12 protein-coding genes are annotated in these 13470 nt (G+C 68.4%); 3 read left to right on the forward strand and 9 right to left on the reverse strand.

Features of this window, described 5'->3' with window-relative positions:
* Both OG947_RS05800 and OG947_RS05805 read right to left on the reverse strand, forming a co-directional pair.
* Entirely contained in the window at nt 1–1467 is a 1467-nt protein-coding gene (locus tag OG947_RS05800) for a cytochrome ubiquinol oxidase subunit I (RefSeq protein ID WP_328813312.1), read from the reverse strand.
* Nucleotides 1468–1579: 112 nt separating this feature from the next.
* A complete protein-coding gene (locus OG947_RS05805; protein ID WP_328813313.1) occupies nt 1580–2437 on the reverse strand; it encodes an aminodeoxychorismate lyase in 858 nt (285 codons plus the stop codon).
* Nucleotides 2438–2492: 55 nt separating this feature from the next.
* On the opposite strand from OG947_RS05805, the gene ygfZ reads away from it, so the two are divergent.
* The 3 genes from ygfZ to OG947_RS05820 all read left to right on the forward strand — a co-directional run bounded on the left by ygfZ (nt 2493) and on the right by OG947_RS05820 (nt 4602).
* Complete coding sequence (gene ygfZ, locus OG947_RS05810) at nt 2493–3629, forward strand: CAF17-like 4Fe-4S cluster assembly/insertion protein YgfZ (protein ID WP_328813314.1); 1137 nt, start codon at nt 2493–2495, stop codon at nt 3627–3629.
* A complete protein-coding gene (locus OG947_RS05815; RefSeq protein WP_056446733.1) occupies nt 3626–4291 on the forward strand; it encodes an MOSC domain-containing protein in 666 nt (221 codons plus the stop codon). The genes ygfZ and OG947_RS05815 overlap by 4 nt, the downstream gene beginning before the upstream one ends.
* 122 nt (nt 4292–4413) lie before the next feature.
* Nucleotides 4414–4602, forward strand: coding sequence for a DUF3073 domain-containing protein (locus OG947_RS05820; RefSeq protein ID WP_081821107.1), 189 nt, complete (start codon nt 4414–4416; stop codon nt 4600–4602).
* A 109-nt stretch (nt 4603–4711) separates the two neighbouring features.
* Here OG947_RS05820 and OG947_RS05825 read toward each other — a convergent pair whose 3' ends face one another.
* From OG947_RS05825 to OG947_RS05855, 7 genes are all read right to left on the reverse strand, one after another.
* The gene (locus OG947_RS05825) at nt 4712–6172 is read right to left on the reverse strand and encodes an aldehyde dehydrogenase family protein (protein ID WP_328813315.1); all 1461 of its coding nucleotides are present in this window, start codon (nt 6170–6172) and stop codon (nt 4712–4714) included.
* 40 nt (nt 6173–6212) lie between these two features.
* A complete protein-coding gene (gene purM, locus OG947_RS05830; RefSeq protein ID WP_027504286.1) occupies nt 6213–7298 on the reverse strand; it encodes a phosphoribosylformylglycinamidine cyclo-ligase in 1086 nt (361 codons plus the stop codon).
* A gap of 74 nt (nt 7299–7372) precedes the next feature.
* On the reverse strand, nt 7373–9016 hold the full coding sequence (locus OG947_RS05835; RefSeq protein WP_328813316.1) for an ABC transporter ATP-binding protein: 1644 nt from the start codon (nt 9014–9016) through the stop codon (nt 7373–7375).
* On the reverse strand, nt 9013–9972 hold the full coding sequence (locus OG947_RS05840; RefSeq protein WP_222627862.1) for an ABC transporter permease: 960 nt from the start codon (nt 9970–9972) through the stop codon (nt 9013–9015). Before OG947_RS05840 ends, OG947_RS05835 begins: the two co-directional genes overlap by 4 nt.
* On the reverse strand, nt 9972–11060 hold the full coding sequence (locus OG947_RS05845; protein ID WP_081821062.1) for an ABC transporter permease: 1089 nt from the start codon (nt 11058–11060) through the stop codon (nt 9972–9974). Before OG947_RS05845 ends, OG947_RS05840 begins: the two co-directional genes overlap by 1 nt.
* 3 nt (nt 11061–11063) lie before the next feature.
* Nucleotides 11064–12692, reverse strand: coding sequence for an ABC transporter substrate-binding protein (locus OG947_RS05850; protein WP_328813317.1), 1629 nt, complete (start codon nt 12690–12692; stop codon nt 11064–11066).
* 158 nt (nt 12693–12850) lie between these two features.
* A complete protein-coding gene (locus OG947_RS05855; RefSeq protein WP_328813318.1) occupies nt 12851–13465 on the reverse strand; it encodes an ASCH domain-containing protein in 615 nt (204 codons plus the stop codon).
* Nucleotides 13466–13470 lie beyond the last annotated feature (5 nt).

Genomic DNA, 13470 nt, shown 5'->3' on the forward strand with positions numbered 1-13470 from the left:
TCAGTAGGCGAACGACAGCGGGCGGGCGTCGGCGTCGGTGTCGTCACCGTCGTCGTCGTGGGGGTGCCTGTCGTGCTCGAGCGGACCTGCCTGCACGTAGCGACGCATGAGCAGGAACCAGACGGCACCGAGCCCGGCATAGAGGACGGTGAACGTCGCGAGGGACGCCGCCACCAGAGCGACGGGGTGGTCGGACACGCCCTGGTCGACCGTCAGGCGGATCATGTCGACTCCGCTGGGGTTGGGCGCGACGATCCAGGGTTGGCGGCCCATCTCGGTGAAGATCCAGCCCGCACTGTTCGCCAGGAAGGGTGTCGGGATCGCGAGCAGTGAGAGCCGGGAGAACCAGCGCTGGTCCGGAACTCGGCCACCTCGAGTGACCCACAGGCCGGCGATTGCGAGCACGGCGGACCCGGCGGCGAGGCCGATCATCATCCGGAAGGCCCAGTAGGTCACGAAGAGGTTGGGCCGATAGTTACCCGGTCCGTACTGCTCCTCGTACTGCTGCTGCAGCTCGGTGACCCCCTGGACGGTCGCGTCGACGTCGCTCTTCGCGAGGAACGACGTCAGGCCGGGGATCGCGACGATGTGCTGGACGCTGTCGCAGTTGTTGTGGGTGCCGATGGTGAGGATCGAGAACGAGGCGCCGGTCTCGGTGTGACACAGCGACTCTGCCGATGCCATCTTCATGGGCTGCTGCTCGAACATCAGCTTGCCCTGCACGTCTCCGGTGATCGCGAGTGCAGCGCCGGAGGCGATCATGACGACGAATGCCAGCCGGGCCGCGGGGCGGAACATGGAGCGGGCCTCCGACGAGGGACCGACGTCGCCGCGACGTGCGCTGCGCACCATCCACCACCCGGCGATGCCGGCGACGAATGTCGCTGCGGTGAGGAAGGATCCGGCCACCGCGTGCGGGAACGCCGCGAGCGCCGTGTTGTTGGTGAGCATGGCCCAGAAGTCGACGAGCTCGGCACGCCCCGTGTCCGGGTCGTAGACGGCCCCCACCGGGTGCTGCATCCACGAGTTCGCGGCGATGATGAAGTAGGCGGAGGCGTTGACCCCGATGGCCACCAGCCAGATCGTCGCCAGGTGAACGACTTTCGGCAGCCGTTGCCACCCGAAGATCCACAGCCCGAGGAACGTGGACTCGAGGAAGAACGCGACGAGGCCCTCGAGCGCGAGCGGCGCACCGAAGACGTCGCCCACGAACCGCGAGTACTCGGACCAGTTCATGCCGAACTGGAACTCCTGGACGATGCCGGTGGCGACGCCGAGTGCGAAGTTGACGAGGAAGAGCTTGCCGAAGAACTTGGTGAGCCGATACCAGGAGTCCTTGCCGGTGATCACCCACATGGTCTGCATCGCGGCGACGATCGGAGCGAGTCCGATGGTCAGCGGGACGAGCAGGAAGTGATAGACGGTGGTGATTCCGAACTGCCATCGTGAGACATCGAGTGCGTCCATGACCAGCTTCTTGTCGTCGGCTGCGAGGCGGGGATCCTGCCTACGGGGCCGACGCTACTACTACGCGTAGTAGTAGGCGATGGACTGTGTCCACCGTTACCTGTGGCGCGCGTCAACGCGCGACGGCGGTGTCCACCAGTTCGCGCACGACGCGGTCCGACGGCATCTCCTTGAGGTGCGTGGTGTCGAGCGTGTGCACGCGCGCGGCCAGCGTGACGGAGGAGATCAGCCAGACACTGTCGGCCAGGATCAGATCGGCCACCCGCAACGGCTCGTGCGCACAGTCGAAGCCGGCGTCGCCCGCGACCTCGAAGAGAGCGTCCACCGTGGTGCCGCGCAGCACCCCGTGCTCCACCGGCGGCGTGACCATGCGGCGGTCCACCACGGCCAGCACGCTCGACCGTGGACCCTCGAGCACCTGCCCCTCGATACTGCGGAACACGACCTCGTCGAAACCCTCTCGTGCCGCGTGGCGCAGGGCCGCCATGTTGGTGGCGTAGGACAGAGTCTTCGCACCGAGCAGCGCCCAGGGCGACTGCTGTGTCGCGTCGATGGAGAAACCCCGGTTCAGGGTCAGGGCCGACACGCCCTCCGCGCGCGCCTGGGTGACGCGATCGGCGACGGCGGAGACCATGACGAGCGCCGTCTCGGCATCGTCCGCCCCCTCGCGCCCCCGGCTCAGCAGCAGCCGCATCGCACCCTCGCCGCCACCGGTCTTCTCCCACTGCGCGAGTGCCACGTCCACCGAGCGCCGCCATGCGTCGACGTCCGGTTCCGCGAGGTCGAGCATGGCCGCCGACCGGGTGAGGCGGGCGAGGTGGGCGTCGAGTCGGCACGCCCGACCCTCGCGGATCAGCACGGTCTCGAAGATGCCGTCCCCGCGCACCGCCGCCAGGTCGTCGGCATGCAGAACAGGCTCGGTCGGATCGAGCACGGCACCGTCCAGGGTCACCACCACGCGTGAAGTCATGGCCCCGAGGGTAGTGCCGTGGCCGGACCGGGCAGTCCGCTCCTAGACTGGTGGGGTGTCCGAGACCCCTGGCCTGTACTCCTCCCCCGTTCTGGCCCGCCCCGGCGCGGTGGCCGCACCCCAGGACGGTCCCGATCGTGGAACCGCCTGGCACTACGGGGATCCGTTGGGTGAGCAGCACGCCGCCGTCACGACCGCCGCGGTCGTCGATCGGTCGAACCGGTTCGTCATCGCGATCACCGGCGAGGAGCGACTGACCTGGTTGCACACCATCTCCAGCCAGCACGTCGCGACGCTTGCCGACGGAGCCTCCGCGGAGAACCTGAGCCTGGACGTCAACGGGCGCGTCGAACACCACATGGTCATGACCGACCTGGGCGGCACCACCTGGATCGACACCGAGGCGGACCGCGGACCGGACCTTCTCGCCTTCCTGTCGAAGATGGTGTTCTGGTCGAAGGCCGCGCCGCGTCGCGGCAGCGAACGGGTCGTCGTGGCGTTGCTCGGCCCGAAGGCCGGCTCCATCCTGCGAGCGGTGGGCGCCGAGGTGCCCGCGATGCCGTACGACGCCCTGCCGCTCGACGCCGCGAACCCCGACGCCGGTCTCGTCCGCCGGATGCCGTGGCCGACCCGCACCGATTCCTTCGACGTCCTGGTCCCCGCCGACCGTCTCGACGAGTGGTGGGCGAAGTTCGTCGTCGCGGGTGCGCGTGAGGCGGGCAGCTGGGCGTTCGAGGCGCTGCGCGTCGAGTCCGGTCGACCACGCCTCGGTCTCGACACCGACGACCGCACGATTCCCCACGAGGTCGGCTGGATCGGCGGGGTCACCGAGTTCGGGGCCGTCCACCTCGAGAAGGGGTGCTACCGCGGACAGGAGACGGTGGCGCGCGTCCACAATCTGGGCAAGCCGCCGCGCCGACTGGTCCTGCTGCACCTCGACGGCTCCGCGGACGGTCGACCGGAGACGGGCGACGACGTCACCGTCGGCGGCCGGTCCGTGGGCCGCATCGGCACCGTCGTCGATCACTTCGAGCTCGGACCGATCGCGCTCGCTCAGATCAAACGCGCGGTGCCGGTGGAGACCACGCTCGACGCCGGGCCGTGTGCCGCCTCGATCGATCCCGACTCCTACGTCCTGGACACCGCGGTCCAGGCGGGCCGCGCCGCGGTGGATCGGCTGCGCGGCCGGTGACGCAGCCGGCCCCGTCGGGACGCGTGCTGTCGGTGTGCGTCGTGCACACCATCCACCCCATCTCTCGGCCGGCGGTGGTCGACTCCGCCATCGACAAGCGAGCGGTGTCCGGACCGGTCGACGTCACCGAGCTCGGCCTGCACGGTGATCGCTCCTGCGACGTCACCTTCCACGGCGGCGCGGACCAGGCGGTCTACGCGTACGACGAGGCCGAGGCCGACAGGTGGGCCGAGGAACTCGGCCGAGAGGTTCCCGCGGGGTGGTTCGGTGAGAACCTGCGCGTGAGCGGACTGCCCGTCACCGATGCGGTCGTCGGAACGCGCTGGTCGGTGGGCACCGCCGAGCTCGAGGTGACCATTCCGCGGCGCCCGTGTGCCGCCTTCGCGCGGTGGACGGGCGAGAAGACCTGGGTCAAGCGTTTCACCGCGCGGGGCGATGTCGGGGCGTACCTGCGCGTCGTGCGAGTCGGCGCGCTCTCGGCGGGCGACGACATCGAGATCGTGTCCGTTCCCGACCACGGAGTCACCGTGCGGGACCTCTTCACCGGGGTGTCGGCGGAGGCGATGCAGATCCTTCTGAACACCCCCGATCTGGCGCCCAAGGTCTACCGCGAGGCCCGCGACATGGCGGCCCGGGCGGCGCGGCGCGCACCGTCGGTGTGACACCGGCGCCGGTGGAAGCGCAGACCCGATTCGCACGCTAGAGTGTGGGCAGGAAGAACACACAATCAGACGGGGCCGCCAAAAAATCCCAGGCCGCCCCGCTACTCGCGAGGGGGTTAGCCATGGGCCGCGGCCGGGCTAAGGCAAAGCAGACCAAAGTTGCACGTGAGCTCAAGTACAGCTCACCGTCCACGGACTTCGAGAGTCTCCAACGAGAGCTCACAGGTTCCCCCGACTCGCACCGCAACGGCATCGCCGATCGGGAGCCGTCCCGACACGACGATGACGACTACGACGACTGGCGGCGCTGACCGCACCCCTGACACGGGGGGAATCCTCACATCGCACACACGACCGTGCGGGGCGTTCCGACTCAGGGACGCCCCGCACGGTCGTGTGTGCGAGGTTCTTCACGCGAGGTCAGATCGCATACTGTCGCGGCGTGTGCTGGACGCTGATCCAGTGGTCGGTGGTGAACTCGTCGATGGCCCACTCGCCGCCGAAACGACCGATGCCCGAGTTCTTCTCGCCGCCGAACGCGGTGTTGGGCTCGTCGTTGATCGTGGTGTCGTTCACGTGTGTCATTCCGGCCTCGAGTCTCGTCGCCACCCGGACCGCACGCCCGACGTCTCGCGAGAACACCGCGCTGGAGAGCCCGTACTCGGTGTCGTTCGCGATCCGGACGGCGTCGTCCTCCCCGTCTGCCCGGATCACCGTGGCGACGGGTCCGAACACCTCCTCGGCGGCGGTCGCGACGCCGTTCGTCCCTAGCACGAGATGTGGGCCCAGCACCCGCCCGGCCGGTCCCGAACGCTCCCCGCGCACGCGGACTTCCGCGCCGTCCGACTCCGCGCGAGAGATCCGGTCGAGAATCGACTCCACCTGCGCGTCGTTGATGATCGGGCCGATCTGTGTGTCGGGATCGGCGGGGTCGCCGGTGCGCAGTGACCGGACCCGCTCGGTGAGCCGGTCCACCACCTCGTCGTGCACCGCATCGACCGCGATCACCCGGTTGGTCGCCATACACACCTGACCCTGGTGGAAGAACGACCCGAAGACCGCCGCGTTCACGGCTGCCTCGACGTCCGCGTCCTCCAGCACGACCAGAGGCCCGTTGCCCCCGAGTTCGAGGGACATTCTGGTGAGCGGCGCCGACGCCGCGATGCCCGACCCCACGGGCGTCGAACCCGTGAACGACACGAGCCGTGTGAGGGGATGCGAGGTCACGGCGTCACCGATCTCGCTGCTCTTGCCGACGACGACGGACAGCAGGCCGGCGGGCAACCCGGCATCCTCGAGGATTCTGGCCAGCAGGAGTCCGCCGGTGACGGGGGTGTCGCTCGCGGGCTTCAGCACCACTGCGTTGCCGAGCGCCAGCGCGGGCGCCACCGAGCGGGCGGACAGTTGCATCGGGAAGTTCCACGGACTGATCACCGTGACCACGCCGAGGGGCCGCCGGTACACGCGGTTCTCCTTGCCGTCGATCAGGGCGGCAGGGAGGATGCGCCCGGCCGATCGAGTGGGGTAGCTCGCCGATTCGAGCATCACCGCGCGGACGGCCAGCCATTCCCACTCGGCGCGGGGGCGGATGGCGCCGACCTCCGCGACGAGCCAGTCCACGATCTCGTCCTTGCGCTCCTCCATGATGCGCGCTGCGCGGTGGAACACGTCCGCACGCTCGGTCGGGAGCGTGGACTCCCAGTCCCGCTGCGCGATGCTCGCCGCCGTGAACGCTGCGTCGACGTCGGCCGCATCGGCCAGCGGGAGGGTGGTCAGGACGTCGCCCGAGTACGGGTTCAGGTCGTCGGCGGTGCGGCCGTCTCGGCCCACTCGCCACTGACCGGCGATCGGGAGGGTGTCGAATCCGTCGTACGTCGTCATGCCGGTCGGGTGCCCGACCAGTCCTGCGACAAACGAGAACCTAGAAACGCGGGTGATTACCCGTCAGCACGGCGCGCTCGTCGGTTCCGCTGTCGGCGGACTTCTTGACCGTCCCCAGCGTCCAGCAGTCGATGTGGCGAGCAGTGAGCACGGCGAGGGCGCGGTCGACGTCCTCGGGTGCCACGATCGCGACCATGCCGACGCCCATGTTGAACGTGCGGTCCATCTCCTCGCGCTCCACGCGTCCGCGCTGCGCGATCATCGCGAAGATCGGAGCCGGGCTCCACGTTCCGCGATCGAGCTCGGCGACGAGGCCCTTCGGCATGACGCGAGCGAGGTTGGCAGCCAGGCCACCACCGGTGACGTGGCAGAACGTCCGCACGTCCGTCTCCGCCGCGAGGGCGAGGCAGTCCTTGGCGTAGATGCGGGTGGGTTCGAGCATCTCCTCGCCGAGCGTGCGGCCGAACTCCTCGACATGACCGGTGAGCGACATGCGGCTGATGTCGAGCAGAACCTTGCGAGCGAGGGAGTAGCCGTTGGAGTGCAGTCCCGAGGACCCCATCGCGAGGACCACGTCGCCGGGACGCACCCGGTCCGGGCCCAGTACCTGGTCGGCCTCGACGACGCCGACACCCGTCGCGGACAGGTCGTACTCGCCGTCCGCCATCATGCCGGGGTGCTCGGCGGTCTCGCCGCCCAGCAGTGCGCATCCGGCCAGGATGCAGCCGTCGGCGATGCCCTTGACCAACTGCGCGACGTGCTCGGGCACCACGCGCCCCACCGCGATGTAGTCCTGCAGGAACAACGGCTCGGCGCCGCAGACGACGAGGTCGTCCACGACCATCGCGACCAGGTCGAGTCCCACCGTGTCGTGCTTGTCCAGAGCCTGCGCGACCGCGATCTTGGTGCCCACACCGTCGGTGGACGCGGCGAGCAGCGGCTCGCGGTATCCGCCCTTCAGCGCGAACAGGCCGGCGAACCCACCGAGACCGCCCATGACCTCCGGTCGCGACGCCCGCTTGGCGAGGGGCGCGAACAGCTCGACGGCACGATCACCGGCTTCGATGTCCACTCCTGCCGCTGCGTACGAGGCTCCTGCGCCGGGCTGGTGGGTGTCATCGGTCATGGGTGTACTGCTCCAGCCTGATCTGTGTGTGAGTACCCGGGAGGGTCGGATGCGGCCCTAACGGTACCGGAGGCCTATCGGTCCTTCCGGTCTCGTGTCACCTCGGGCCTGGGAATGGCCGCGATCAGGCGCTTGGTGTACTCCTCCGCCGGATCCCGGAGGATCCGTCCGGGCGTCCCGAGCTCGACGACGGCGCCGCCCCGCAGCACCGCCACCCGATGCGCGAGGCGGTCGACCACGGCGAGATCGTGACTGATGAACAGGCACGCGAAGTGCAGTTCGGTCTGCAGTTCCTCGAAGAGGTCGAGAACCGCGGCCTGCACCGAGACGTCCAGCGCGCTGGTCGGTTCGTCGGCGACCAGCAGATCCGGCTTCAGGACGAGTGCCCGCGCCAGCGATGCCCGCTGACGCTGACCCCCCGACAGCTCGTGCGGGTACCGCTTCTCCGTGCCCTTCGGGAGCTGGACCGCATCGAGCCACTCCACGACCGTGCGCGCGATGTCCGCCTTCGACCCGGCCTTGTGCACGATCATCGGCTCGGCGATGCACTGGCCGACGGTCAGTCGGGGGTTGAGCGACGTGGACGGATCCTGGAACACGAATCCGAAACGCTTGCGCAGACTCTTCAGCGCGGACCCCCGCAGCCTGCCCACGTCCTGACCGAGGACGTCCACCGAGCCGGACGTCGGCTTCTGCAGTGCGGCCACGCAACGGCCGATGGTGGACTTGCCCGAACCGGACTCCCCCACCAGACCGAGGGTCTCACCGCGGTGCAGATCGAAGGTCACCGAGTCGACGGCCCGGAAGACGGGCTGACCGATGCCGCCGGGGAACTGCACGACGAGATCGCGCACCGACAGCACCACCTCGTCCGAGACGGTGCGATCGGTGACCACGGGATCGAGCGTCGGGACCGCCGCCAGCAACGTCTTCGTGTAGTCGGCCTTCGGCGCAGCGAAGAGATCGTGGACGAGTGCCTCCTCGACCACCTCGCCGTCCTTCATGACGACGACCCGATCGGCGATGTCCGCCACCACGCCCATGCTGTGCGTGATCAGCACGATCGCGCAACCCAGACGGTCCTTGAGGTCGCGCAGCAGGTCGAGGATCTCGGCCTGCACGGTCACGTCGAGTGCCGTCGTCGGCTCGTCCGCGATGATCACCTTCGCCTCGCACGAGATGGCGATCGCGATCATCACACGCTGCTTCTGGCCACCGGACAACTCGTGCGGGAAGTAGCCGAATCGCCGCTCCGGGTCGGGCAGACCCACCATGGTGAGCAACTCGATCGCCCGGACGCGGGCGGACTTCTTGTCCAGCACCTTCCCGTCCGGTCCGGCGTGAGCTCGCAGGGCCTCGACGATCTGGAAACCGACGGTGAACAGCGGGTCGAGGGCGCTGCCGGGTTCCTGGAACACCATCGCCACGGCGTTGCCGCGGAGATCGGCCCACTGCTTGTCCGACAGCGACGTCACCTCGCGGGACCCCACGGTGACGGTTCCGCGTACGCGGGCGGTGTCCGGGAGCAGCCCGATGGCGGAGCGGACGCTGACCGACTTCCCGGAGCCCGATTCGCCGACGACGGCCAGGACCTCGCCCGGGAAGACCTCGAAACTCACTCCCTTGACGGCGTCGACGGGCCCGGCGTCGGTGGCGAAGCTGACCGACAGTGCCTCGAGGGTCAGAGCCGCCTGCGGGATGGACGCTGAGGCCGTCATGAGGGATCTTTCTGCTTGCGTCTGGTTCTCAGAACGGGATTGAGTGTCTCGCTCACGCTCTCGCCGACCATGGTCATACCGAGCACGACCAGGACGATGGCGGTGCCGGGGAAGATCGACGTCCACCAGATGCCGTTGGAGATGTCCGGCAGCGCCTTGTTGAGGTCGTATCCCCACTCGGACGCGGACGTCGGCTCGATGCCGAACCCGAGGAAGCCGAGACCCGCCAGAGTCAGGATGGCCTCGGCGCCGTTGAGCGTGAGGATCACCGGCAGTGTCTGCGTGACGTTGGCGAGGATGTGGCGGAACATGATCCGCACCGGGCCGGCGCCGGTGACCCGCGCCGCGTCCACGTAGGGCTCGGTCTTCACCGAGACCGTCGCGTTGCGCACCACGCGGAAGTACTGCGGCACGAAGACGGCGGTGATGGCGATCGCGGCCGAGAGGACACCACCGAAACTGCTGGACTGGCCTCCGGCCACGACGATCGAGACCACCACGGCGAGAAGCAGACTCGGGAACGCGTACATCGCGTCCATGAAGAGGACCAACACCCGGTCCACCCACCGGCCGACGTAGCCGGAGAGCAGTCCGAGGGGAACGCCCACCACGATCGACAGCACCAGCGACGTGACGATGACGAGCAGGGCGGTCCGAGCGCCGTAGACGACGCGGGAGAACACGTCCTCTCCGCGCACCGACGTCCCGAAGATGTGGTCCGCACTCGGCGCCGCCTGGCGCGCGAACTCCACGCCGTCGGCGGACGTCTGGGAGAAGGTGTACGGCGCGATGAGCGGAGCGAAGACCGCCATGATCACGAACAGCACCACCAGCACGAGCCCGATGACGATGGTGGCCTTCTGCAGTCCGGCACTCGAGCGGATGATCGACAGGCCGGGCACACCCCGACGTCGCTTCGGCGCCTCGATCGAGCCGACGCTCACCTCGATACTCATCAGAACCTCACTCGTGGATCGACGATCGCCACGATGGCGTCGGTGAGGAAGCTGACGACCGCGACGACGATGGCCAGGAACGTGACGATGCCCTGGACCGCGATGAAGTCGCGTGCCTGCAGGTAGCGAGCGAGCTGATAGCCCAGTCCTTGCCACTCGAACGTCGTCTCGGTGAGCACCGCGCCGCCCAGCAGCATGGCGATCTGCAGCCCCATCACAGTGACGACCGGGATGAGCGCGTTGCGGAAGGCGTGCCGCCGGGCGACGACGCGCGCCGAGAGTCCCCGTGCGCGCGCAGCTTCCACGTAGCCGGACTGCAGGGTCTGCAGAAGGTTCACCCGCACCAGGCGCAGGAACACGCCGGCGGTGAGAAGTCCGAGCGCGACCGCGGGGAGCACGGCGTGCTTCAGCACGTCGACGGTGTAGCTCGGCTCCCCGTAGAGAATCGAGTCGATCAGCAGGATGTTGGTCTTCGGTGACACGTTCTGCAGTGCCAGTTCGACGTTGGTGCTCGCCCGGCCCGCCACCGGCAGCCACCCGAGCTTCACGGCGAAGACCAGCTTGAGCAGCATGCCGACGAAGAACACCGGCGCCGCGTAGAACAGGATCGCCAGGATGCGCAGGGTGCCGTCGGAGATCGAGTCGCGGCGGGTCGCGGCGTAGAAGCCGAGGGGGATGCCGACGGCGAACGCGACGAGCAACGCCCAGAACGCGAGTTCCAGCGTCGCCGCGCCGTTGGTGATCAGCACACCGCTGATCTCCTGGTTGCTGGTCGCGGAGCGACCGAAGTCTCCCCGCAGCAGACCGGACAGGTACTCCCAGTACTGCACCAGGATCGGCCGGTCGTAACCGGCCGCGGCGCGTCGTTCGGCGATCTGGTCGGCGGGCAGTCGTCCACCGAGGGCAGCACTGATGGGATCGCCGAGAACGCGCATGAGGAAGAAGACGACCGTGACCAGGATCCATGCCGTGGGAATGATCAGCAGGAACCGGATCACGAGATAACGGGCGAGCGCGCCGTAGCGTGACGACGCGCTCGCCCGTGACTGCTTCCCCACCGACGCCTCGTCGGGCGTGGTGGTGACCATGGATCAGCCCTTCGTGAGCGGGGTGAAGCGGAACTTGAACGAGGCGTCGAGAGTCTCGTCGACACCCTGGACCTCGTCCGTCGAGATCGCGATCTGCTTGCCCTCGAGGAGCGGCAGCGTGGACACGAAGTCCTGCGCCATCCGCGTCTGAATCTCACCGATGATCTCGGAGCGGCGAGCCGGGTCGGTCTCGGTCCGCTCGGAGTCGATCAGCGCCGTGATCTCGGGGTTCTCGAAGTGGTTCTGCAGGAAGTTGTCCGGTGCGAAGAACGGCGTCAGGTAGTTGTCCGCATCCGGGAAGTCCGGGAACCAGCCGAGCTGATAGACGGGGTACGTGTCCGCGACGCGTTCCTTGTTGTAGGTGTTCCACTCGGTGGACTGCAGGTTCACCGTGAACAGGCCCGAGCTCTCGAGCTGCGCCTTGACCGCCGCGTACTCCTCCGACGACGAGGAACCGTAGTGATCGGGGTTGTACTGCAGATTGACCGCGACCGGGGTCTGCACACCGGCGTCGGACAGGAACTTCGCTGCCTCGTCCTTGTTCGGGGCCTCGCCGTAGACGTCCTTGAACGCGGTGTTCGCGCCCTCGAGGCCACTGGGCACCACGGACCAGGCCGGCGTGAACGTGCCCTTGTAGACGTTCTCCGACAGTGCGTCACGGTCCACCGAGGCGGCCATGGCCTTGCGGATCGCGAGCTTCTGCTCGGGTGTGCCGCCGGGCATCGTGTTCTGGTTGAAGACGATGTAACGGAGCTCGCCGCCGGGGCCCTCGTGGACGGTGAGGCCGTCCACCTGGTCGAGCGACTCGATGTCGGTCGGGGTCAGCGAACGCCACGCGACGTCGATGGACTTGTTCTGCATGTCGAGCTTGAGGTTGTCCGCGCTGGTGTAGGTGCGCAGGGTGACCGATCCGGTCTCGGGCTCGCCCAGCACGCCCTTGTAGTCCGCCGCGGCGGAGAAGCTGACGAGGGAGTTCTTCTCGTAGCTGTCGATCGAGTAGGGGCCGGCGAAGGGCTTGGCCGCCACGACCGCGTTGTCGTCCATGATCGAGTCGGCCGGGAAGACCTCGGAGTCGATGATGGGCCCGGTGTTGGTGGCGAGAACCTGGGGGAAGGTCTGGTCGTTCGCGGCCTTCAGCGTGAACTCGACGGTCTTGTCGTCCGGCGCGGCCACCGAGTCCAGGTTGGCCAGCAGCGAGGACGGGCCGTTGGGATCGTTGATGGACACGATGCGATCGAACGAGAACTTGACGTCCTCGCTGGTCAGCGCGTGGCCGTTGGCGAAGGTCAGGTCGTCCTTCAGCGTGCAGGTGTAGACCGTCGGCTGACTGAACTCGCAGCTCTCGGCGGCGTCGGGCTGCAGTTCGTCGCTGCCGGGGGCGTAGTTCATCAGGAACGGATAGACCTGGTTCATGATCGTGAACGAGCCGTTGTCGTACGAGGCGGCAGGATCGAGCGAGTAGACCTGGTCGGTGGTGCCGACGACGAGCGCCTCGCCGCCGCCCTCACCGCCTGCGCCGCCGCCGTCGTCGGTGCGGCCGGAGCCGCACGCTGCCGCGGTGAGAGCCGCGACGGACAGGATGGACACGGCTGCGGTGCGCCGCGCCGTGCGTCCTCGGGAGGGCACGCTCATGGTGTGGATGTCCTTCGTGAGTCTGGGCCCGCGGTGTCGGAAGCGCGCGTCGCGTCCCGTCCGGCCGGGTCGTTCCGGTGGTTCGGTGAACGGCACGTTACCGAGTGCGCATGTCGTTCATGTGTCGAACCACACGAAATTTTTAACATGACCGGTACTTACCTGTCCGACCGCCTGATGTCCAACAGCTTCTCGCCTCGCGGAGACAGCCGATATCCCACCTTCAGACTCTCGGTCAGACCCAGCGCCTTCAGCCGTCGCACCCTCGGCTTGAACACGTCGCGTTCGAGTCCCAGCACGGCGCCGAGGTCCGCCGCCAGCACCGCCGGGCGCTCCCGGATCAGCTCGAGGGTGCGCCAGGCCCACGGCGCGTCGGCACGCTCGTCCATGCGATCGAGCTTCGTGGTCACCATGGCGACGTCGTCGTCGGACAGATCGTCGTCCGCACGCAGCCCCACTCGCGGGTCCTCGCCCCGATCCGGCCGGCCTCCGGCCTCCCCGCCACCGAACGACACCTCGACCCGCCAGACGGGATCACCGTCGGCGCCCCGAAACCCCTTGCGCAAGGCCGAGATCGAGAGCTCCCCCGCCGCGCGGGCATCGTCGTCCGTGAGCGACTCGGGGTCGCACTCGGAGATCGAGTCCACGACGACGACACCGGCCGGCGTGTGGATCCACGTACCCGCCTTGACGCGCCGCTTCGCCCAGCGCCGGTACTGCACCCGGATCGTTCCCGCCGCGATCGCCTCGGCGATCGCGAGCCGGATCAGCATCTGGG

It is taken from the genome of Rhodococcus sp. NBC_00297 (assembly GCF_036173065.1).
GTDB lineage: Bacteria > Actinomycetota > Actinomycetes > Mycobacteriales > Mycobacteriaceae > Rhodococcoides.

Excerpts from the sequence above, each read along its gene's own strand:
- OG947_RS05850 (WP_328813317.1), bottom strand. The coding sequence starts at position 12,692 with ATGAGCGTGCCCTCCCGAGGACGCACGGCGCGGCGCACCGCAGCCGTG.
- OG947_RS05845 (WP_081821062.1), bottom strand. The coding sequence starts at position 11,060 with ATGGTCACCACCACGCCCGACGAGGCGTCGGTGGGGAAGCAGTCACGG.
- OG947_RS05835 (WP_328813316.1), bottom strand. The coding sequence starts at position 9,016 with ATGACGGCCTCAGCGTCCATCCCGCAGGCGGCTCTGACCCTCGAGGCA.
- OG947_RS05840 (WP_222627862.1), bottom strand. The coding sequence starts at position 9,972 with ATGAGTATCGAGGTGAGCGTCGGCTCGATCGAGGCGCCGAAGCGACGT.
- OG947_RS05800 (WP_328813312.1), bottom strand. The coding sequence starts at position 1,467 with ATGGACGCACTCGATGTCTCACGATGGCAGTTCGGAATCACCACCGTC.
- purM (WP_027504286.1), bottom strand. The coding sequence starts at position 7,298 with ATGACCGATGACACCCACCAGCCCGGCGCAGGAGCCTCGTACGCAGCG.
- OG947_RS05825 (WP_328813315.1), bottom strand. The coding sequence starts at position 6,172 with ATGACGACGTACGACGGATTCGACACCCTCCCGATCGCCGGTCAGTGG.
- OG947_RS05805 (WP_328813313.1), bottom strand. The coding sequence starts at position 2,437 with ATGACTTCACGCGTGGTGGTGACCCTGGACGGTGCCGTGCTCGATCCG.
- OG947_RS05855 (WP_328813318.1), bottom strand. The coding sequence starts at position 13,465 with ATGCTGATCCGGCTCGCGATCGCCGAGGCGATCGCGGCGGGAACGATC.
- OG947_RS05820 (WP_081821107.1), top strand. The coding sequence starts at position 4,414 with ATGGGCCGCGGCCGGGCTAAGGCAAAGCAGACCAAAGTTGCACGTGAG.